The 19701-nt window shown below is 66.0% G+C and carries 18 protein-coding genes; 12 read left to right on the forward strand and 6 right to left on the reverse strand.

Annotated features, from left to right (window positions below; genetic code table 11):
• Positions 1 to 32: 32 nt before the first annotated feature.
• Complete coding sequence (gene gloB / locus C7453_RS05505; protein ID WP_114726509.1) at positions 33 to 761, forward strand: hydroxyacylglutathione hydrolase; 729 nt, start codon at positions 33 to 35, stop codon at positions 759 to 761.
• A 124-nt stretch (positions 762 to 885) separates the two neighbouring features.
• Here the strand turns inward: gloB and C7453_RS05510 are convergent, their stop codons facing one another.
• Positions 886 to 1830, reverse strand: a complete 945-nt coding sequence (locus C7453_RS05510; RefSeq protein ID WP_114726510.1) for a LysR family transcriptional regulator — start codon at positions 1828 to 1830, stop codon at positions 886 to 888.
• A 478-nt stretch (positions 1831 to 2308) separates the two neighbouring features.
• Between C7453_RS05510 and C7453_RS05515 the strand changes: the two genes are divergently transcribed.
• The 11 genes from C7453_RS05515 (at position 2309) to phaR (ending at position 15076) form a co-directional block, all read left to right on the forward strand.
• Positions 2309 to 4435 (forward strand): TonB-dependent receptor, encoded by a 2127-nt coding sequence (locus C7453_RS05515; protein ID WP_245948811.1) that lies wholly within the window; start codon positions 2309 to 2311, stop codon positions 4433 to 4435.
• Between the two features lie 192 nt (positions 4436 to 4627).
• Complete coding sequence (locus tag C7453_RS05520) at positions 4628 to 6226, forward strand: amidohydrolase (protein WP_245948812.1); 1599 nt, start codon at positions 4628 to 4630, stop codon at positions 6224 to 6226.
• A 40-nt stretch (positions 6227 to 6266) separates the two neighbouring features.
• Entirely contained in the window at positions 6267 to 7205 is a 939-nt protein-coding gene (locus C7453_RS05525) for an ABC transporter permease (protein ID WP_114726682.1), read from the forward strand.
• On the forward strand, positions 7202 to 8041 hold the full coding sequence (locus C7453_RS05530; RefSeq protein ID WP_114726513.1) for an ABC transporter permease: 840 nt from the start codon (positions 7202 to 7204) through the stop codon (positions 8039 to 8041). Before C7453_RS05525 ends, C7453_RS05530 begins: the two co-directional genes overlap by 4 nt.
• A complete protein-coding gene (locus C7453_RS05535; protein ID WP_114726514.1) occupies positions 8038 to 9618 on the forward strand; it encodes an ABC transporter substrate-binding protein in 1581 nt (526 codons plus the stop codon). The genes C7453_RS05530 and C7453_RS05535 overlap by 4 nt, the downstream gene beginning before the upstream one ends.
• Positions 9615 to 10631 carry an ABC transporter ATP-binding protein gene (locus tag C7453_RS05540; protein WP_114726515.1) on the forward strand — a complete coding sequence of 339 codons (1017 nt, stop codon included), beginning with the start codon at positions 9615 to 9617 and terminating at the stop codon, positions 10629 to 10631. The genes C7453_RS05535 and C7453_RS05540 overlap by 4 nt, the downstream gene beginning before the upstream one ends.
• Positions 10628 to 11722: an ABC transporter ATP-binding protein gene (locus C7453_RS05545; protein ID WP_114726516.1), complete on the forward strand. Its 1095-nt coding sequence runs from the start codon at positions 10628 to 10630 to the stop codon at positions 11720 to 11722. The genes C7453_RS05540 and C7453_RS05545 overlap by 4 nt, the downstream gene beginning before the upstream one ends.
• Positions 11712 to 12449, forward strand: coding sequence for a class II aldolase/adducin family protein (locus tag C7453_RS05550; protein ID WP_114726517.1), 738 nt, complete (start codon positions 11712 to 11714; stop codon positions 12447 to 12449). The genes C7453_RS05545 and C7453_RS05550 overlap by 11 nt, the downstream gene beginning before the upstream one ends.
• Before the next feature lie 32 nt (positions 12450 to 12481).
• Positions 12482 to 13429: a 2-hydroxyacid dehydrogenase gene (locus C7453_RS05555; RefSeq protein ID WP_245948814.1), complete on the forward strand. Its 948-nt coding sequence runs from the start codon at positions 12482 to 12484 to the stop codon at positions 13427 to 13429.
• A gap of 147 nt (positions 13430 to 13576) precedes the next feature.
• Entirely contained in the window at positions 13577 to 14173 is a 597-nt protein-coding gene (locus tag C7453_RS05560) for a glutathione S-transferase family protein (RefSeq protein WP_114726518.1), read from the forward strand.
• 258 nt (positions 14174 to 14431) lie between these two features.
• A complete protein-coding gene (gene phaR / locus C7453_RS05565) occupies positions 14432 to 15076 on the forward strand; it encodes a polyhydroxyalkanoate synthesis repressor PhaR (protein WP_245948816.1) in 645 nt (214 codons plus the stop codon).
• A gap of 15 nt (positions 15077 to 15091) precedes the next feature.
• On the opposite strand, the gene C7453_RS05570 is transcribed toward phaR, so the two are convergent.
• From C7453_RS05570 to C7453_RS05590, 5 genes are all read right to left on the reverse strand, one after another.
• Positions 15092 to 16171, reverse strand: coding sequence for a DUF2125 domain-containing protein (locus C7453_RS05570; protein ID WP_114726519.1), 1080 nt, complete (start codon positions 16169 to 16171; stop codon positions 15092 to 15094).
• Positions 16172 to 16477: 306 nt separating this feature from the next.
• A complete protein-coding gene (locus C7453_RS05575; protein ID WP_114726520.1) occupies positions 16478 to 17248 on the reverse strand; it encodes a lysophospholipid acyltransferase family protein in 771 nt (256 codons plus the stop codon).
• 134 nt (positions 17249 to 17382) lie between these two features.
• A complete protein-coding gene (locus tag C7453_RS05580) occupies positions 17383 to 18009 on the reverse strand; it encodes a YdcF family protein (RefSeq protein WP_114726521.1) in 627 nt (208 codons plus the stop codon).
• The gene (locus tag C7453_RS05585; protein ID WP_114726522.1) at positions 18009 to 19004 is read right to left on the reverse strand and encodes a cell division protein FtsX; all 996 of its coding nucleotides are present in this window, start codon (positions 19002 to 19004) and stop codon (positions 18009 to 18011) included. The genes C7453_RS05580 and C7453_RS05585 overlap by 1 nt, the downstream gene beginning before the upstream one ends.
• Positions 18997 to 19677 carry a cell division ATP-binding protein FtsE gene (locus tag C7453_RS05590; protein ID WP_114726523.1) on the reverse strand — a complete coding sequence of 227 codons (681 nt, stop codon included), beginning with the start codon at positions 19675 to 19677 and terminating at the stop codon, positions 18997 to 18999. The genes C7453_RS05585 and C7453_RS05590 overlap by 8 nt, the downstream gene beginning before the upstream one ends.
• Positions 19678 to 19701 lie beyond the last annotated feature (24 nt).

Consider the following 19701-nt stretch of genomic DNA (forward strand, 5'->3'; position numbering starts at 1 on the left):
CCCCGGAGCTGCATACGAGACGGAGACAGATCATGGTGCTTGCCATTCGCCCGGTCCCGATCCTGACCGACAATTATGCCTGGTTGCTGCGTGACGAGGAAAGCGGCGCCACGGCGCTGGTCGACCCTGCCGAGGAGGCGCCGCTGGTTGCCGCCGTGGAAGCGGCCGGCGGTCGGCTGGACCAGATTTTCCTGACGCATCATCATGCCGATCATGTGGCGGCGACGGATGCCCTGCGCAAGCGCTACGGGGCGATTGTGACCGGTGCCGCGGCCGATGCCTACCGCCTGCCGATGCTGGACCAGGCGGTGGATGACGGTGACGGCGTGACGCTGGGCGGGGCCATCGGCACCGTGATGGAGACGCCGGGCCATACGCGTGGGCATATCGCGTATTATTTTCCGCTGACTCCGGCGCTGTTCTGCGGCGATACGCTGTTCAGCCTGGGCTGCGGGCGGCTGTTCGAGGGCACGTCGGAGGAGATGTTCCATTCGCTGCGCCGGATCGCCGCCCTGCCGGATGCGACGCTGGTCTGCTGCGGGCATGAATATACCCAATCCAACGCGCGCTTCGCGCTGGCGGTCGATCCGGACAATGCCGCTTTGCGCGAGCGGGCGGCCGAGATCGACAATCTGAGGGCCGAGGGGCGGCCGACGGTGCCGGTTCGGCTGGGGGTGGAGAAACGCACCAATCCGTTCCTGCGCGCGCCTGACGTGGCGGCGTTCGCGCGGCTGCGGCGGGAGAAGGATGGTTTTTCCTGACCGTGGTGTTCCGGTTTTTCGGGGCGGGGGGCGTCTGGTTCATGGCCCGGACGGGATCTTCATACCGACATGAAGGCTGCCGCGTGTGTTCGTGCAGGCGTTGCGCCTTCGTTCAATCCATCATTTAATCGATGTGGGTGAGTACCACGCTTGACTTGAAGGCGGCGGTTGCGTCCGCCAGCCAGGAATTGAATCGGTTCAGCGTGCGACTCTGCCAGTTCGCGACGGGTGCCACGATGAAATAGCTGCCGATCGTGACCGAGCGCCAGGGGGCGTCCGGAAGATGCACCTGCGCCAGACTGCCCGAAGCCAGGTCCGCACCGGTCAGGAAGATATTTGTCATCGCCAGGCCCTGGGCGTCCTTGGCGGCGGCGAGCGTCAGCGTGGCATGCCAGAGCCGCGCGCAGGGATTGATGGCCGACACGCTGACGGATTGCGCCTGAAACCATGTGACCCATTCGTGGTCGTCATTTTCCTCGATCAGGGGTTCGGCGAGCAGGTCTCCCGGTGCGCGGATGCGGTGGTTGATTTCACGGGCTAGCGCCGCATGGGTCACGGGAAAGACCTGCGGGCGGGCGATCTCGACGGCGCGCAGGTGGGGAGGCAGGGCGAGGCGCTCGGACGGGCGCAGATAACGGATGTCGGCATGGACGTCGTCGCGGTCGAAATCGGAGGGGACATTGTCCGGACGGATCACCAGGTCCACGCCGCGGCAGATCTTGCGGAAGGCGTCCAACTGATACACGAGCCAGTTGCAGGCGAACCCAGTGGCGCAACTGATGGTCAGGACGCCGGCGGCCGGTGCCCGCAACTGGGTCGATGCCCGAGTGAGCGTGCCGATCGCCGCCGCAATCTCGCGATGATAATATTGTCCCCGTGACGTCAGCGTGCCGGATCGACGATTGATGAGCGTCGTGCCGAGCCATTCTTCCAGGCCGCGCAGATGGCGGCTGATGATGGTGTGCGTGACGCCCAGGGACTGGGCGGCTTTTCGGATACCGCCGGTGCGTCCGTAGGCTTCGAAGGCCCTGAGCATGACAAACGGCGGCAGCGATGGCCGATCATCCATGGGTGTTCTCCGAGACGGGGGACCTATTTATTTTCAATTCGAAATAAATGATAACGGCCACGCGTATCTGTGTAAAGTCCTGTCATATGGAAGAGTTTCCGTCGTTATCCCGGCCGGTGTGGTGACGTCAGGTTGCCTGTGGGAGACGATAAAGGCCTTTCAACGGCATGGTGAGACTGATATCAACTCGTAATGAAATGGATGGTATTGATCGTTTCGAGTAAGAAATCTACTTTTGCTGTAGGCCATAATCGTTACTAATCAGGATCGTAATCCGCCAGACCGGGAGGGTTTCATGGCATCGTGGTCAGTTTGGTCTGGACGTTGCGGCGTAGGTTTTTACGCGACAGCTTGCCTGATGGTACCATCACTTGGTCATGCGGAACAGGAACCCGCCAATTCGCGTAAGGTGTTGCATGCGGAGGCGCATTCTCCCCGACCGGTTCCTGTTCGGACAGTGCCTGCGCATAGCGAATCCATGACCGTAAGTGCGGCGCGCCGGGCTTTCCATTTCGCCGCCGCGCAGCATGAAGCGGATTCCAGCACGCGCCTGACGCCCGAATTGCTGGTCAAGCGCGGGGTGGTGAATTTGCGCGATCTGGAAAAAGTCGCCCCGAATCTGAGTATTCAGAGCGTTAACGGCACCGGAACGATGAATTTCTATCTGCGTGGAATGGGCATGCGCGATTTTACGCAGAACAACGTGCCCTCGGTCATGCCGTATCTGGACGATGTCGCGTTTCCGATCGCGACGTTCATGTCGGGCATGATGTTCGATCTTGCTGGGGTGGAGGTGACGCCCGGACCGGTTGGCTTCACCCATGGCCTGGCCGATACCGGTGGTGAGGTCAACCTGCATACCGCGGACCCGACCCGCACCTGGCATGGCGGTGCGTCGGAGGATATTGCGAGCTACGCGCGCAGCCGAACGAACTTTTTCGTCTCGGGTCCGCTTGCGCATAATCTGTTCTTTCGACTGGCTGGGCAGATGAATGAAGGCGGCGCGTGGCAGTACAGCCCGTCGCACGGGCGCTATCAGGGGGCCGCGAACGAGGGCGCCCTGCGGGCGAAGCTGCAATGGCTGCCCGACGAAAAGACCGATATCATGGTCACTGGTCATTGGATGGATGACGAATCCGAGACCACCCTTGTCCGGCCCGTCGCGAATTTCCAGCCGAACGAACCCTATCCCATCCTACCATACAAGCAGGCGAACTGGAGCATGGCGCCGGACTTTGCCAAGCTGATCGGGCGTCCGGCCAACCTGGTTCCGAGCGAGCATAACATGATGTGGGGTGCGACGCTGCGCATGTCCCGCGATCTGGGGTTTGCGCGCCTGACCAGCATCAGCTCCTACAACTCCGGCCGCATAGCGGAATATACCGACCAGGACGGCACGACCTGGCACGCGGGGGATTCATACCGCAATATCAACGGCGACCTGTTTAGCCAGGAAGTGCAACTGAAATCGCGCGGTGGCGACGCGCCGCTGCAATGGGTTGTTGGGATGTATTATAACCGTACCAATATGAACCAGAGCTGGTTCTATGACCAGAGCGACACGAACAAATATCTGACCGGTACAAGCTACTTGCAGAAGCAGCAGACGTTTTCGCAATATGCGCACGTCTCTTACCGCCTGCCGGGCAGGGTGACATTGTTCGCGGGGATCAATCACGAATCCGACGACCGCCATATCCAGAATGTCGCGACGAGCTATTATTACCCGGATGGCACCACCTCCGTGGCACGCTTCGCGCCGCAGGGGGCGCTTGGCAACCAGGTCACGTTCGAGACCGGCGCGCAGTGGCAGGCCTTATCGAACCTGATGTTTTATTTCAAGATCAGCAAGGGTTTCAAACCGGGAGGGTTTACGGCGAATACGACGCAGGTGCAGGACCAGCTTGCCCCCTTCAAGCCGGAAACCGATCTTGGCTATGAAGTCGGCTTCAAGAGTGACATCATCCCGAACCGTTTCCGCCTGAATGGCGCGCTGTTCTATTACGATTATCATGACCAGCAATATCTGAGCGTGGTGGCGCTGCCGGTCGGAATCCTGGCCCATTATGTCAATATTCCGAAATCCTACACCTATGGCGTCGAGTTCAACGCCGAGCTTCATCCGCTCGATCATGTCTATATTATGCAGAATTTCGGATATATGCGTGGAGAATATCAGGTTTTCCAGGCGCTTAACAAAACCGCGACCACAGCGCAGCATGCCGCCACCGGCATATGGTCTGGTATTTACTCTGATTATGCCGGAGCGGATGCGGGAATGCCCAAACTGACCTTGAATGGATCGGCTGACTACCGTCTGCCGGTCTGGGGGAAATATGAATGGGAAACCGGTGTCGACTGGATGTATCGTTCCCAGCAGCAGCTCGCGCCGCGCAGCTATGGCGCCTATTGCCTGCCGCCCTATTTCCAGCTTGGCGCGCATACGACCTTCCGTCCGGCCAATGACCGCTGGTCGGTGACGGTCTACGCATCCAACCTGCTGAACCGACAGTATTTCGAATCAGGGGCGATCACGACGACGACCTATTTCTGGATCCCCGGACCGCCGCGTTTCGTCGGTGGCCGGTTCGGCATCAATTTCTAGTGCAGATCCTGTTTGAACGTGTGCGTTCAAACAGGTGAGGACGCCCGTGAAACAATAAACCAGAGCATTTCGACCGAGCCTGTGTTCGGTGGAAGTGCTCTGGCGCGGAACGAACCGCCGCGCACGCCGGCGGACGATCCGGAGACTTGAGTGATCAGGGAAGGAAGATACGCAATGCACGCCGATACGATAATGACAGGTGGCAAGATATTCCGCGGCCTCGGGTTGCCTCTGGCCGAGGCAGTTGCGATCAGCGGCACCCGGATCGTGGCCGTAGGCAGCGATGCCCTGATGTTCGAACTGGCCGGTCCCGCCACCCGGCGGATTGATCTGGGTGGCCGGCTTGCGGTGCCTGGCTTCAACGACGCCCATCAGCATCCGCTCCCGCTCGGGCTGATGATGGGGCAGGTCAATCTGCGGCCGGAATATGTGCGCACGCTGGATCAACTGCTCGAGGCGATCCGCGCCGAGGCACGTCGGCTGCCTCCGGGCCAGTGGATCCAGGGGCGGGGCTATGATGATTCGGTGCTCGATGTCGAGCGGCCGCCCACGCTGGACGAATTGTCGGCCGCGGCGCCCGACCATCCGGTCATCATCTTCCGGTTGTGCGGGCATGTAGGCATGGCCAATCGCGCCGCGCTGGCCGTGGCGGGGCTGACCGCCGAGACGCCGGACCCCGAGGGCGGTGCGTTGGGGCGCGATGCCTCTGGCCTGACCGGGTTGATCCAGGAGCGGGCCAAGCAGTTGCTGACAAAGCATATTCCCCGCCCGACTACGACCGAACTGGTCGAGGCCGTCGACCGTGTCAGTAGTTTTCTCAACAGCCAGGGTTATACCGCTGTCATGGACGCGGGGATCGGGTTTGCGGACGGGATGGAGGACATCACGGCGTATCGGGCCGCTCGCGACAGCGGCGCGTTGTCGGTGCGTCTGTGGGGCTGCCTGTTCGGTAACCCCGAGGGGATTGCTGATGCGGCCTGGGAGGCCGGCGTCCGCCCTGGCAGCGGATGTGAAATGCTGCGTTTCGGGGCGATGAAAGTGTTCGCGGACGGATCGGCGGGCGGCCGGACGGCGGCGATGACCGAGCCTTATTTGCAGGGCGGCCATGGATTGCTGTGTTTCGACGATGCGCAGATGCATGGGCTGCTGGCCAAATATCATGCGCAGGGATGGCAACTCGCGATCCACGCGATCGGGGATGCCGGCATCGCGCAGGTGATCGCGGGGATGCGCAAGGCCGCGACCCCTGAGCAGCCGCTGGCCGGCAGGCGGCACCGCATCGAGCATTGCGGCTTCCTGACGCCGGCGCAGATGGCCGAGATGGCGACGTTCGGGATCGAGGTCGTGCCGCAGCCGATCTTTCTTTACGAATCGGGCGAAACCTACATTACCAATGTCGGGCGCGCGCGGGCCGAACGCTCCTACCCCATGGCATCGTGGCTGCGGGAAGGGTTTCATCCTGCCGCGAGTTCGGACGCGCCCGTCTCGACCACCGACCCGTTTCTCAACCTCCAGACCATGGTGACGCGGCGCACGTTTCGGGGCACCGTCATGGGCGGCGACGAGACGATCGATATCGCCCAGGCCCTGCATTGCCTGACCTATAACGGTGCCCACAGCCAGTTCAGCGAGCATCGGCGCGGCCGCATCCTGCCGGGCATGGATGCGGACATCACGGTTCTGTCGCGCGACCTGCTGAGCATTCCGGCGGAGGATATCGCGGGCACGCAGGCCGACCTGGTGCTGCTGGACGGCAGGATCGTCCATGACCGGCAGGGCGAGGTTTCGTAATGCGGCGGCGTTCCGGACCAGCCCGCGTGCGGGGACGTGCATGAAACGCTACGTCGCCTATCGTGTGGCGGTGACCATGCCGGTGCTGCTGGGGGTGCTGGTGGTCGGGTTCCTGCTGATGCAGGTCGTGCCGTCCGACCCCGCCGCCGTGCGGGCCGGGCCCCAGGCCTCGGCCGAGGTCGTGGCGGCGCTTCGCGAGGAGATGGGACTGAACCGGGCGCTGCCGATGCGCTTCGCGCTCTATCTGCGGCAGCTCGCCCGCGGCGACCTGGGGCGGTCGCTGATCAATGACGCGCCGGTTGCAACCGAACTGGGGCGCGCGATCGGTCCCTCGATGGAACTGATGACCGCCTGCCTGCTCTGGTCGGTGCCGGTGGCGGTCGCGCTCGGTACGTTCGCGGCGTATCGGCGGAACAGCGTGTTCGATCGGGCGATTGTCATGCTGTCGATCGGAGCGGCGTCGGTGCCGGTGTTTTTCGTCGGGCTGCTGGCGATATGGATCGGGGGATTCTGGTGGCAGCTCCTGCCGTTTACCGGGCGCGGCGGTCCATTCTGGACGCGGGCGGGCCTAGCCTCGCTGGTGCTGCCGGCTTTCACGCTCGGTTTCGTGCTGCTCGGCGCGGTGGTGCGGATCACCCGGACCGCCGTGCTCGACGCGCTTTCCAGCGATCATGTGCGCACCGCGCGGGCCAAGGGATTGAGCGAATGGTCGGTAACGTTGCGCCACGCATTGCGCAATGCCCTGATCCCCATCGTGACGTTGGTTGGGTTGCAGATCGGTTATCTGATCGGCGGGGCGGTCGCCACGGAGATCATCTTCAGTTGGCCGGGTATGGGGCGGCTGGCGGTGAACGCAATCACCAGCTCGGATCTTCCGATGGCCCAGGGGGCGATCCTGGTCATTGCGGCGGCGTTCGTCCTGACCAATCTTGCCGTCGATCTGCTCCAGCTTCTGCTCGACCCCAGGATTCGGCGATGATGGCCATGTTGCAGGATCTGGCGGGTATCCTCCGCCGTTCCGGCGCCACGACCCGTGTCGCGCTGGCGGTGGTCTGCGGATTGGGGATCGTGGCGCTGGCGGGCCCATGGGTCGTGGCGGCGGACCCGTACGGCATCGACCTGCATCATGCGTTGCAGGGGCCGGGCTGGCGCGCTCCGCTGGGCACCGACGAATTGGGACGCGGAATACTCGGCCGGCTGATTGCGGGGCTGCGGCTGACGCTGGCGCTCGGGCTGGCCTCGGTCGCGATAGGGGGAAGCGCCGGACTGGCGCTGGGGCTGGCCGCCGCGTACTATCCCCGTGCCGACCAGTGGATCATGCGCGTGCTCGACGTAGTGCTGTCATTCCCGACCATCCTGTTCGGGCTTGCCATCGTGGCGATCTGCGGGCCGGGGGCGGAGGCGGTGGTGACCTCGCTGGCGCTGTCCACCATGCCGCTGACCGCGCGGATGATCCGGGCGACGGCAGGGATCGAGATGGTCCGCGATTATGTCGAGGCCGCGCGTTCGCTCGGCATGTCGGACAGGCGGCTGATGTGGCGCCATGTCATGCCCAACTGCCTGTCCACCCTGATCGTGTTCTCGACCCTGCGCTTCGGCCAGGTGGTGCTGATGGGGTCCATCCTGTCCTTCGTCGGACTGGGTACGCAGCCGCCGGTGGCAGAACTGGGCACGATGGTGGCGGAGGGCCGCAACTTCCTGTTCTACGCGCCGCATGTCGCGATTCTGCCGGCGCTGCTGATCTTCATCATCGTGCTGGCCTGCAACCTGCTGGGTGACAGTCTGCGCGACGTGGTGGACAGGCGGGGCTCATGACGCGCGCATTCACCCTCGTCCTTGCCGCGCTGATGCTGGGCGCGTGGGGCGCCGGGCCGGCATGTGGGCGCGATCGCGGAGCGCTCGTCATCCTGCGTGGCTCGGATTCGGATAATTACGATCCGGTGCGTTCGACGGCCCGTGCCTCGGGCGAAGTGCTGGAGATGATGGGCGACACCTTGACTTCGATGGACTGGGATCTCAAGACCGTCCGCCCCGGTCTGGCGCAGAGCTGGGATGTGAGCCCTGGCGGGCTGACCTATGTCTTCCACCTGCGCGCTGGGGTAAGGTTCTGCGACGGGCGCCCGATGACGGCGGAGGACGTGGCCTATTCCCTCAATCGCCTGGTGGCACCGGCGACCCACAGCCCCGTCGCCTGGCGCGCGGGACCGGTGGAGACGATCACCGCGTCGGATCCGCTGACGGTTCGCTACCAGCTCAAGCGGCCATATGGCGAACTGCTCGCGCAATTGTCGCTGTTCTTCACCACGATCGTCGACCGTCATGCCGTCGAGACGCTAGGGCGGGATTTCGGAGTGCGCGGCTTCAATGGCACCGGCCCCTATTGCTGGGGAGGCTGGCAGCCGCGGCAGGAACTGGTGCTGCACCGCCACCGGGGCTATGACTGGGGGCCGCCGGTCTATCATTCTCCCGTACCGCAGATCGACACGATCGTCTGGCGCGTCATTCCCGACGACACGAGCCGCCTGATCGCGCTTCAGTCCGACCAGGGCGATGTCTCGCAATACATGCCCTATTACGCGATCGACGGGATCGCCCGCACGTCGGGCCTGCATCTGGCCGGGCAGCCTGCCTACAGGTTCGATTATATCCTGGGGTTCAAGATCACCAAGCCCGTGGTGGGCGACCCGGTCATCCGCCGCGCGTTGCAGATGGCGGTGGATCGTAAGGCGCTGGCCAGCGCGGTGTTCTTCGGCCAGGCCGATGCCGCAGACGATTACATCAATCCGAACGCGCCGGACGCGGTGCCCGTCGGGGTCGCCGCCTATGACCCCGAGGGGGCGCGGCGGCTGCTGGAGGCGCATGGATGGGTGCTGGGCCCGGACGGCGTGCGGGTGCGCGACGGACAGCGGGCGAGCTTCACGCTCTATGCGTTCAGCGATCCGACCGACACGATTCTGTCCGAGGTCCTGCAAGCATATTTCCACAAGGTCGGAATCGAAATGGTCGTGCAACTGTGGGACGCGACCATCGGCTGGAGCAAGCTCGGCACCCAGGAGTTCGGAGCGTTCATCATGGGGTATCCGTATTTCTCGGCGCATGAGGCGTTGAATCTGTTTTTCTCGTCGCACAACATTCCGACACCCAACCGGATGAACTGGCGCGACCCCGAGACCGACCGCCTGCTGGCCGATGCGTCGGCGGCCGTCGACCCCGCTGTCCGGCGTGACGCGCTGACGCGTCTGCAGGAAAAGCTCACGCAAAGCGACCTGTGGATTCCGCTGGGCCGGGAAAAGCTGTGGGAGGTGTCGTCGGACCGGGTGCAGGGGGTCAGGGCCCACGGGTTGTACGGCATCGGGCTTTACAAGGGACTCGACATGAGGCTTTCGCCATGACGCCGCTGCTGTCGATCGAAGGGCTGCATACGACCATCAGGGTGCCTGGGTCGAACGGCGGCCGGGAACATGGGGAGGTCGGCGTCGTCGACGGTGTGGATCTGGTGCTGGACGCCGGGCGGACGCTCGCGCTGGTGGGTGAGAGCGGATGCGGAAAATCGATGCTGTCTCTGGCAATCATGGGATTGCTGCCGCCGGTTGCGCGGATCGCCTCGGGCCGTATCCTGCTCGATGGGCTTGATCTGGCGAGCCTGCCGGCGTCCGCGCTGCGGGCGATCCGGGGGCGACGGGTCGCGATGATCTTTCAGGACCCGATGACCAGCCTCAATCCGGTGCTGAGCGTGGGGGCGCAGATCATGGAAGCGATCAGGGTCCATGTGCCCGGTCTCGACCGCCGGGCGTTGCGGGCCCGCGCGATCGCGACGATGGAGAAGGCGAGAATCCCCAACGCCGCCGCGCGCGTCGATGCCTATCCGCACCAGCTCTCCGGCGGATTGCGCCAGCGCGTCATGATCGCGATGGCGTTGGCCTGCGGTCCGGAGCTGCTGATTGCCGATGAGCCGACCACGGCGCTGGACGTGACGGTGCAGGCGCAGATCCTGGGCCTGCTGCGCGACTTGCAGCGCGAGACCGGCATGGCGCTATTGCTGATTACCCATGATCTGGGCGTGGTGGCGGAAATGGCGGACGAGGTTGCGGTGATGTACGCTGGGCGAGTGATGGAACAGGCCCCGGTTTCGGCGATCTTCGACGATCCGCAACACCCCTATACGCTTGGCCTGCTGGGCTGCACGCCGGCGCTGGCGATGAATGCCGGCCGCCAGCGCGCCATCGCGGGCGGCGTGCCGCCGCTGGCTTCCATGCCGCCGGGTTGCCGCTTCCATCCGCGCTGCGCTGCCGCCCTGCCGGACTGCGCCCGTGCCCGGCCGATGCCGCGCCGCCTGGGGGAGCGCCATCTTGCCGCCTGCCTGCGTTCGCCGCTGGAAGCCAGCGTGCCGGCGGCCCGGCCGTGAGCGCGCCCCCGGTCCTGCGGATCGAAGGGCTGACCAAGCACTATCTCGCGCGGGATGGGGGCGGGGTGACGCGGGCGGTCGATGGTGTGTCGCTGGAGATCATGGCGGGCGAGACGCTGGCGCTGGTGGGCGAGAGCGGCTGCGGCAAATCCACCACGGCGCGCTGTGCGCTGCGGCTGATCGCGCCCAGCGGCGGACGTGTGATGTTCGAGGGAGTGGATGTGCTGGCGCTGGCGCCGGCGGAATTGCGCCGGATGCGGCGGCGGTTCCAGTTCGTGTTCCAGGATCCGTTCGCCTCGCTCAACCCGCGCATGTGCATGGGGGCCATCCTTGAGGAGCCGCTGCTGGTCCATCGCATGGGCGACCGGGCCCGGCGCGAGGCGCGTGTGGCGGAACTGCTGGTGATGGTGGGGCTGGGGCCGGATCACGCCCGCCGCTTTGCGCATGAACTCTCCGGCGGCCAGCGCCAGCGCGTCGGCATCGCACGCGCGCTGGCGACCTCGCCCAGCCTGGTGATCTGCGATGAGCCGGTTTCGGCGCTGGATGTTTCGGTCCAGGCGCAGGTTCTCAACCTGCTCTCCGACCTCAAGCGCGCGCTGGGCCTGTCCTATCTGTTCATCACCCACGATCTGGGCGTCGTGCGGCGGGTGGCCGATCGGGTGGCGGTGATGCTCCATGGCCGGATCGTGGAAATCGCGACGGTCGGGTCGCTGTTCGGGCAGCCGGCGCATCCTTACACCGCGCGCCTGCTCGACGCGACGCCGGTGCTCGATCCGGCGCGGCGTCAGGCGGCGCACGACCCCGGCGCGGAGGCTCCGGCGCCCGCATTCCGGCCGGCTGGTCCCGAGGGCTGTTCCTATACCGGGCGATGCGCGGTCGCGATCGCGCGCTGCGCGCGAGAGGCGCCGTCGCTGCGCGCGATCGCGGAAGGCCATCTGGTCGCCTGCCACCGAGGAGGCGAATTACCGCTGCCCGCGCCCTTTGAAGATGCCGCTCTTTCGTCTGTCGCGCAGCGACGGCTCGCGCTGCTGGACAGGCTCGCGGATGCGGCTTCCTCTTCCTGCAACGAAGGAGCCTCTCATGTCGATTGATGAACAATGCCGGATATTGCGCGAGGATCTCGCGGCAGCCTATCGGCTTATGGCCCTGTTCGGCATGACGGACCTGGTCTTTACCCATCTCTCTGTCCGGCTGCCCGGTGCGGAGAACAGGTTTCTGGTCAATCCCTATGGCTTTCTGTTCGAGGAGATCACGGCCAGTTCGCTGGTCGAGGTCGACGCCGACGGGCTGCCGCGGCAGAAGACGAGCTATGCCGTCAATCCCGCCGGGTTCGTGATTCATTCCGCGGTCCATCGCGCGCGGCATGACGTGGCGTGCGTCATGCATACCCATACGCTGGCCGGCATGGTGGTGGCGGCACAACGGCAGGGCATCCTGCCGATCAGCCAGATCAGCATCGAATTCGCGCGCAATGTCGGCTTTCATTCCTACGAGGGTATCGCTGACGACGACAATCTGGACGAGCGCGAGCGTCTGGTGCGTGACCTAGGCTCTAACCAGGCGCTGATCCTTGAAAATCATGGCCTGCTGACGGTGGGGCGCTCCGTCGCCGAGGCGTTCTATCGCATGTTCTATCTCAATCGTTCGTGTCAGATCCAGGTTGCGGCGCAATCGTGCGGTACGCCGCTATATGCGCCTTCCGACGCCACGGTGGACCGGACCTATGCCCAGTATGTGGCTGACACGGACAAGGAAATGCTGGTCTGGACCGCGCTGCGCCGCAAGCTGGATCGTGAACAGCCCGATTACCGCCTCTGAGCGCCTGACATATCGAAAGGGATGCAACTGCCATGCCCATGATCGGCGTCTATTTCGATCAAGCGAAGAATTATCTGCCCGCCGTTCGTGCCGCCCTCCTGAAATGCGATCCGGCATTGGAGGTGGTCGACTGGAGCGAGGCGCTGACGGTACCCGACAGGGTCGATTATGTATTCGTGTGGCGGCCGCCGGCCGGGGATCTGAAGAAATTTACCTCCCTAAAAGCCATTTTCAGTGCCGCTGCCGGTGTCGATCATATCGTCCGGCATGATCCGGACTGGCCGGTCCATGTGCCGCTGATCCGCATGGGTGATGGCGACACCGCCCTGCTGATGGGCGATTACGTGCTGTGGGCGTGCCTTACGCTGCTGCGCGGCGCCCATGCCTGGGCCTTGCAGCAGCAGGCGCGGGAATGGAAGCGTGAGGTCGTCACCCGGCCGTCGGGGAGTTGCACGGTGAGCGTGCTCGGCCTCGGCCATCTGGGCGGCCGTGTCGCGACGCATCTGCGCGATGCGGGCTTTGGCGTGCGTGGCTGGTCGCGCCGGCCGCACACGATGGACGGAATTGCCTGCTTCGCCGGGCCGGATGAACTGGACCATGCCGTGCGGGATGCCGATTTCGTGGTCTGCCTGTTGCCGGACACGCCCTCTACCAGCGGGATTCTGAATGCGCGGTTGTTCTCGCTGTTCGCGCCTGGGGCCGGGGTGATCAATGTCGGCCGAAGCAGCCATCTGGTCGAAGCGGACCTGATTGCGAGGCTCGACGACGGGCATCTCGGCGGAGCGGTGCTGGATGTGTTCGACGTCGAACCTCTGCCCGCTGCTTCGCCGCTGTGGTCGCATGCGCGCATCACGATCACGCCGCATGTCGCCTCGCAGGCATCGATCGGCTCCCGCATGGCCTATGTCGTGGAGGCGATGAGGCAATTGAACCGGGGCGAGATGCCACCGCTGGCCTATGACGCGCAGCGCGGCTATTAGAGGCCGTTTGCAAACAGCCTTTTAGGAAACATATACCTTGGGACAGGCGGGTTCGCCGCCGGTGGCCGATATGCCGTGCGGGGTGGTGAGCGGGCTGCTGCCTGATCCAGCGCATGTGTTGATGGCTGCCAGAGGACGATCGGCCCGATGAAGTTTTACCATGCCCCACTCAGTCCCTATGCGCGGAAGGTTCGGGCTGCGGCCATTCTGCTTGGCCTGGAGTCCCGGCTGACGGAAATCGTGGTGCGGGTTGCGGACTCGCCGCCCGAGGTGCTGGCGGCGAACCCGTTATGCAAGATCCCGACCCTGGAACTGCCGGATGGGGAGGGATTGTACGACAGCCGGGTGATCGTGGATTATCTGGATGGGCTGGCCGGTGGGGGCCGGCTGGTGCCGGCCGAGGGGGAGGCACGTCGGCGGGCCTTGCGGATGCAGGCACTGGGGGATGGGCTGGCCGATGCTGCGATTCTGGTGCGGACGCTGATCGCGGCGGGGCTTGCGCATGACCATCCGCTGCTCCAGCGACAGCTTGCGGCGGTCTGGCGCAGTCTGGACCGGCTGGAAAGCGCGCCTCCTGCGCTGGAGCCGATGGATATCGGCGGGCTGTCGGTGGCCTGTGCGCTGGGGTTTCTGGACGTGCGCTTCGCCGATGACCCGTGGCGGCGCGATCGTCCGGCGCTGGCGGAGTGGTACGCGGCGGCCAGTGCCCTGCCGTGCCTGGTCCGGACGGCCATGTCCTCATAGCACCATCCTGATGGCAGCCGGCCGATCGGCCGTCAGGTGGCCGGCGGCGCGATCGGTCATCTTTTGAGGCCGGGGCACGGCCCGTGCATCGGGGGGCGGTCATGCTAGGGTCCGCGACCCTGGCGCCCATATCCGAGGCGATTGCGTGGCGACCGCGCTGGGTGGATGGTCGTTTTCGTGTTGTTTCGCCGGGGTTTGCCCGGCGGTTCGTTTCATGCTCCGGCCACCTGCCGGCCCAGCCCGTCGATGGAGGGTATATTGCCGGATGCCAGTCGCCCGTGCGGCCCGATCGTCATCAAGAAATACGCTAACCGACGTTTGTACGACACCGAGCGCTCGATCTATATCACGCTCGACACGCTGGCCGATATGGTGCGTTCCGGCAAGGAATTCGTGATTTTCGATGCCCGTACGGGCGACGACATCACGCGCGCCGTCCTGACCCAGATCATCATGGAGGAAGAGACCAAGGGGCGGGCCATGCTGCCCGCGTCCTTCCTGCGGCAGATCATCCGGTTTTATGGTGACAGCATGCAGGGGTTGGTACCGGAGTATCTGGACCAGATGATGGAGCAGTTCACCGCCAACCATCACCAGATCCGCACCACCATGCAGCGGACGATGGAGCAGTTCCTGCCGCCCGGTATCGAGCAGCTTGGCCACCATGATATCGAGATGATGGACCGGGCGATGTCGATGTTCGCCTCGCTTTACCGGCCGGAAGCGGAACCCCCGGTTTCGGCTGGCGGGGTGGCCCATGACGAGGGGACCGGTAACGCCGGGCCGGTGGACGAGGTGGTGCCCGAGGGCGTGGAGAGCATGGAAGAAGAAGTGGCGCGCCTGCGCCGCGAGGTTGCCGAGTTGCGGGCCGTGCTGGGCATGTCGCCCGGCGCGGAGGGCTGACGCCGCTAGGCCGCTTCAGGGCAGCCAGTCCGTGACGTGGCCTAACGGCAGGGCGCCGATGAAGACCATGCCGGCGTTCAGGCGCAGGGGCAGGCTGATGGGGCGGTCGGTGAGGGCGGGCGTGGCGGGGGCGGTGATGGCGCCGGGAGATCCGGCTGCCAGTTGGTCGATCGCCGCGACCAGATGTGTGAGGTCTGGTGACAGCGTGCCGGCCTGATCGAGCGCGCGGACGGTCTGGCCGATGCCTGCGATGGACAGGGTGAAGGTGCCCTCGGGACCGCCGGGGGCGGTGAGGTGGGCGGTTCCTGCCGCCGACAGGGAAAGATGCGTCCAGCGCGTGTGCAGGTTCTGCACCAGCAGGGGGATCGCGGTACCGCCGGGGAAGGAGACGGTCAGGCCGGCATCGGACAGGCGGTGCGCGTCGGTCGGAACGGTGGGCAGAGGCCAGGCGGGCGGCAGGTCGATCGTGGCGGCGTGGATGGTCATGGCGACGCGGCTGGACTCGGGGCTGGCCTGGCTGTTCCAGAGGCCATGGCCGCGCAGGTCGTGCAGCGTCAGGTCCGTGGTGTGGCCATCCGGGTTCAGGATCTGGAGGGTGAGGGAGCGGGCGGTCCAGGCGGCGTGACCGGTTGCGGCGTCGGCTGGCGGGCCGAGTGGAAGGAAGAGGCGGGCGTTTTCTGTCTGGAGCCTGAGCGCCTGTTCCGTGTCGGGGCCGGTCAGGCGGGCGGCCTGCGTGTTGCCGGGAGCGATCCGGATCGTCATGGGGTGCAGCAGGGACAGGGACAGTGTGATCCTGTCCGCCCCCCAGGCGATGGTCCGGTTGCCGGCCGGGCCGTTCAGGCGTGGATTCCGGAAGGTGAGGCGGGCCGTCAGCAGGGAGCCGCCCCGTGTGGTCTGACCGGGGTCCAGGGTCCAGCCCTGTCGGTGCAGTTGCGTGCGCCAGTCTGTGACCATTCGGCCCAGTTCATGCTGCGCGGTCTGCCAGGCCAGGCCGTCGAGGGCCGCGAACCCGAGCAGGGCGAGGGCGGCCCCGCGTGACCATTTGTGTCGGCTGGGCCGGGGCGGGCGCGCGGGTCGGGGAGCGTGCTGGGGCATGCCGTACTTGATAGGGCACTTTCCGGAAGGCCGGGAACAGATTGATTCACAAATGTTTCACATGATGACCCGCTCTGGAAAAAGAGTGGGGGAGCAAATTTATCCACAATGAAGGGCAGCCGGGTGCATGAGGCGGGGCCAGGGCAGGTCGTCGGCCGGTGCCATGCCGGGGCTGTCAAGAGGGAATGTTAAAAACGGGTGTAAGTTTAATATGTTATTGCGCGTTTTTCCACCGCCCGGCGCGGGGGAGCGCGGCGTGGAGGCCGGTGGCGGGAGAGGAATGCGCGGCGGTGGGCAAACGGACAGTCACAGGCTCATCGAATGACCGCTTTGACTGCCCACAGAGTTATCCACAGGTTTTTTTGTGCCCTCGTTCCTGTCGAACGGGTTGGACAGGTCCTGCCATGCCGCGGTGATGCCGCCGAGAATGCGGGCCTTGCCCAGATCGGCGGGGAGCGCGGGACCGATGGCGATATGGATGGGGCCGGGACGCTTGACGAAGGCCTTGCGTGACCAGCGCAGGCCGGAATCCGTCGCCACCGGGATGATGGGCAGGCCGGTATGGGTGGCCATGGCGACGATGCCGGGATGCAGCCGCCTTGTCTCGCCCGCCTGGGTGCGGGTGCCTTCGGGGAAGATCACGATCTGCCGCCCGTCGGCAGCGGCCTCGGCGGTGGCGGTGAGCAGGGCGCGCAGGGCCTTGGCACCGTCGGCGCGGCGGACCGGGATCATGCCCGCCAGCAGCAGCATCGGGCCGACCAGGGGGAGGCGCGTCAGTTCTTCCTTCATCACGTAGGCCGGACGATCGACCAGGTTCATCCACACCAGTGTGTCGAAGGCCGACTGATGCTGCGAGGCGAGGAGGCAGGGGCCGGCGGGCAGGTGCTCGCGGCCCGTCACCACGACCCGGATGCCGCAGATATGGCAGAGCCCCGCTACCGACAGCCTCGTCCACAACTTGGCGTAGGGCAACGCGTATCGCCGGGCGAACAGGCGGATGGGCATCGCGGCGATGCCCATCACGATCGTCAGCAGGACGAAATACAGGTTGAACAGGCATGCGCGGACAAAAATCATGGCAGGCGGGGGGGCGTTCCGGACGGGTGAGGCACGGCATGCGTGCGGCGTGGCGCGTACAACAGAAAAACGGCCGGGAGACAAGGGTACGTAGGCGCGGGGCTGGTCGCGGTCGGGATGCTTTCCGCTTGCTGTCAGTTCTGGGCCCTGGTCGTCATGTTGCGGGCCAGGCCCAGGCTGGCCATCAGCCATTTGTCGTATTCCGTCGCCATCAGCCGCAGGGAGGAACCGCGCAGCGGCGATTGCAGGGCTGGCGGGTGGACCGCGTAGGGATAGAGCGCCACGTCGGGCAGGGTGCGGTGGATTTCCATGATCGCGCGGCGGATGTGGTAGCCGGCGGTGACCACGATCAGCGAATGGAGCCCGTTGTCACGGGCCCATTGCGCGGTTTCGTCGGCGTTGCCGATGGTGGAGGTGGCGTGCCGGCCCAGCGTGACCTGGTGCCAGAGCCCTGCCGGCAGGCGGGCTGCAAGGTCGGGTTGGAGGGCGCCGGCCACGGTGGCGGTCGTGGCGTGGGGGGCGACGCCGGAGATCAGCAATTGCCGGGCCTGGCCCTGGGCCAGCAGCCGCAGCGAGGCTTCGATGCGGCCCTGTCCGCCGGTCAGGGCGACGATTCCATCCGCCACGGGCGGGCGGACAGGCGATGTGAGCGCGTCGTTGACGAACCATGCGAAGCCCGCGCCCCACAGGACCATGCAGCCCAGCAGGCCCGCCAGCGTGCCGAGGAGGAAACGTCTGGCCGCGCCGTCATCCTGTTTCATTACGGCAGGGTTCGCAGCCAGGCGCGCACCGTGGCCTGGGTGGTCAGCCAGCCGATCAGCGCGGCGGCCGGGGCGAGGGCCAGTAGGGTGGCGATCAGGGGCGGGGGCAATGTGTCGAGCAGCATGTGGGCGCGCATCGTCCAGTCCGCTGCCGCGATCGCGGCTGAGGGGGGAGGTGGGGCGGCGGTCGCGAAGGGGGCGGCGACGTGCGACAGCAGCACCAGGAGCGGCAGCGCCAGCACGCTGCCGGCCAGGCCGCCGATGAAGGCCAGAAGGGCCGTCCGGCGGGCGAAGCGCCCGGCGATGTAGCCGTCGGTGGCGCCCATGGCATGGATCAGTTCGATCGGCATGCGGCGCGCCGCCAGCCCGGCGCGGGTGGTGGCCATGATCAGCACCACCGCGATTCCGGCCACGATCGCCACCGCCAGCAGCGCGCAGCTATGCAGACTGTCGGCCAGCCGGCCCAGCCGCTCGCCCCATTCGGCGTTGCGCTCGACCAGCGTGCCGGGGGCGATGGCCGCCAGCCTCCGGGCCAGCGCGCCGGCCTCTTCGGTGGGGGCGGTGGCCATATGCAGTTCGATGATCGCCGGCAGGGTGAGGGCGAAATCGTTGTTCCGGCCCAGCCATGGGGCCAGCAGGGCGTCCAGTTCCGCCTTGTCCAGCCGGTGGACGCGCGCGGCGCCGGGGGTGTCGGCGAGGGCGGCCAGCACGGCGTCGGAGCGGGTCAGCGGGGTGGCGGGTGCTTTTGCCGCTGCCGGTGTGTCGGGATCGGGGACCTGGACGGTCAGCATCGATGCGGCGCCGCTCGACCAGCGCGCGGAGAGGATCTGCGCGCCCGTGGCGCCGGCCAGCGCCAGGGCCGCCAGCACGGCCATGGCCGCCACCAGCAGGGGCAGCAGCCGGTCGGGCAGGGCGTGGCGCAGGGCCAGCCCGTCGGCGCGCCGGGCCTGGTTCCAGCGGGTGAAAAAGCCGGTTTGGTGCGCGCGTTCAGCCATCGCGCACCAGCCTGCCCTGGGCCAGTTCCAGCTCGTGGGCCGGGTAGCGGCGGATCAGGGCCTCGTTATGGGTGGCGACCAGGATGGTGGTGCCCAGGTCGGACAGGTCGCGGAACAGTTCCATCAGCCGGTTGGCCTGGAGTTCGTCCAGTGCGTTGGTGGGCTCGTCGGCCAGCATCAGGGCCGGGCGGTGGATCACGGCGCGGGCGATGGCGACGCGCTGCTGCTCGCCGCCGGAAAGCTGGGGGGGCAGGGCGGTGGCGCGGGATGCGAGGCCGACCCAGTCGAGGATGGCGTGGACTTCGTCGCGCACTTCGTCTTCCGGCCGGCGTTGCAGGCGCAGGGGCAGGGCGATGTTGTCGAAGACCGGCAGGTCGGGCAGGAGGCGGAAATCCTGATGCACGATGCCGATGCGCCGCCGCAGCCGGGCCAGCGCGGCGCGGCTGGCATGGCCGATATTGCTGCCCAGGATTTCCAGCGTGCCGGCGGTCGGGCGCGCGCCCAGGGCCAGCAGGCGCAGCAGGCTGGATTTGCCGGCCCCCGACGGGCCGAGCAGCCAGCGGAAACCGCCCTGCGGCACCGCGAAGGAGATCTGGCGCAGGGCGATCGGCGCCGAGGCGCCGGCGGCGCCTGGGGCATCGTAGCGGAAACCGACGTCGCGGAGCCGGATCACGGGAGAGGAGCGGGCAGGATCGGC

Origin of the sequence: Gluconacetobacter liquefaciens, assembly GCF_003350405.1 — a bacterium.
Taxonomy (GTDB): domain Bacteria; phylum Pseudomonadota; class Alphaproteobacteria; order Acetobacterales; family Acetobacteraceae; genus Gluconacetobacter; species Gluconacetobacter liquefaciens.

Excerpts from the sequence above, each read along its gene's own strand:
- C7453_RS05585 (WP_114726522.1), bottom strand. The coding sequence starts at position 19,004 with ATGGCTGAACGCGCGCACCAAACCGGCTTTTTCACCCGCTGGAACCAG.
- C7453_RS05580 (WP_114726521.1), bottom strand. The coding sequence starts at position 18,009 with ATGAAACAGGATGACGGCGCGGCCAGACGTTTCCTCCTCGGCACGCTG.
- C7453_RS05525 (WP_114726682.1), top strand. The coding sequence starts at position 6,267 with ATGAAACGCTACGTCGCCTATCGTGTGGCGGTGACCATGCCGGTGCTG.
- C7453_RS05535 (WP_114726514.1), top strand. The coding sequence starts at position 8,038 with ATGACGCGCGCATTCACCCTCGTCCTTGCCGCGCTGATGCTGGGCGCG.
- C7453_RS05520 (WP_245948812.1), top strand. The coding sequence starts at position 4,628 with ATGACAGGTGGCAAGATATTCCGCGGCCTCGGGTTGCCTCTGGCCGAG.
- C7453_RS05570 (WP_114726519.1), bottom strand. The coding sequence starts at position 16,171 with ATGCCCCAGCACGCTCCCCGACCCGCGCGCCCGCCCCGGCCCAGCCGA.
- C7453_RS05560 (WP_114726518.1), top strand. The coding sequence starts at position 13,577 with ATGAAGTTTTACCATGCCCCACTCAGTCCCTATGCGCGGAAGGTTCGG.
- C7453_RS05510 (WP_114726510.1), bottom strand. The coding sequence starts at position 1,830 with ATGGATGATCGGCCATCGCTGCCGCCGTTTGTCATGCTCAGGGCCTTC.
- C7453_RS05555 (WP_245948814.1), top strand. The coding sequence starts at position 12,482 with ATGCCCATGATCGGCGTCTATTTCGATCAAGCGAAGAATTATCTGCCC.
- C7453_RS05540 (WP_114726515.1), top strand. The coding sequence starts at position 9,615 with ATGACGCCGCTGCTGTCGATCGAAGGGCTGCATACGACCATCAGGGTG.
- C7453_RS05575 (WP_114726520.1), bottom strand. The coding sequence starts at position 17,248 with ATGATTTTTGTCCGCGCATGCCTGTTCAACCTGTATTTCGTCCTGCTG.
- C7453_RS05530 (WP_114726513.1), top strand. The coding sequence starts at position 7,202 with ATGATGGCCATGTTGCAGGATCTGGCGGGTATCCTCCGCCGTTCCGGC.
- C7453_RS05550 (WP_114726517.1), top strand. The coding sequence starts at position 11,712 with ATGTCGATTGATGAACAATGCCGGATATTGCGCGAGGATCTCGCGGCA.
- gloB (WP_114726509.1), top strand. The coding sequence starts at position 33 with ATGGTGCTTGCCATTCGCCCGGTCCCGATCCTGACCGACAATTATGCC.
- C7453_RS05515 (WP_245948811.1), top strand. The coding sequence starts at position 2,309 with ATGACCGTAAGTGCGGCGCGCCGGGCTTTCCATTTCGCCGCCGCGCAG.